The following is a 268-nucleotide window of genomic DNA, read 5'->3' on the forward strand; positions in this document are numbered from 1 at the left end:
GTAGTCGACAAGATAGCCGATATATTTGTACAGATACATACTCATAATATTGCCATATTGAGCTGGGACGTTATTGAAGCGTTGGCAGAGAGCTTGAGTGCCATTGAGCTATTATTGGATTATCTTGCGCAACAGTTTGTTGATCAAACACTACTAGAAAAAGCAAATGCTTATATTGATACGGCAGCCAAGCTACTTAATGCATATATCGATGCGCCTGAAGCAGTCAACGATACTTTCCTCACCCAAAAACCAGCCGCCAATGATG

The 268-nt window shown here is 41.0% G+C and carries 1 protein-coding gene; it reads left to right on the forward strand.

Going from position 1 to position 268, the window contains the following annotated elements:
- Positions 1-268, forward strand: a 268-nt coding sequence (locus AAEY75_RS15405; RefSeq protein WP_352260076.1) for a hypothetical protein, incomplete at both ends; no start/stop codon positions are given.

It is taken from the genome of Psychrobacter sp. TB55-MNA-CIBAN-0194, from assembly GCF_040309505.1.
Classification (GTDB): domain Bacteria; phylum Pseudomonadota; class Gammaproteobacteria; order Pseudomonadales; family Moraxellaceae; genus Psychrobacter; species Psychrobacter fozii.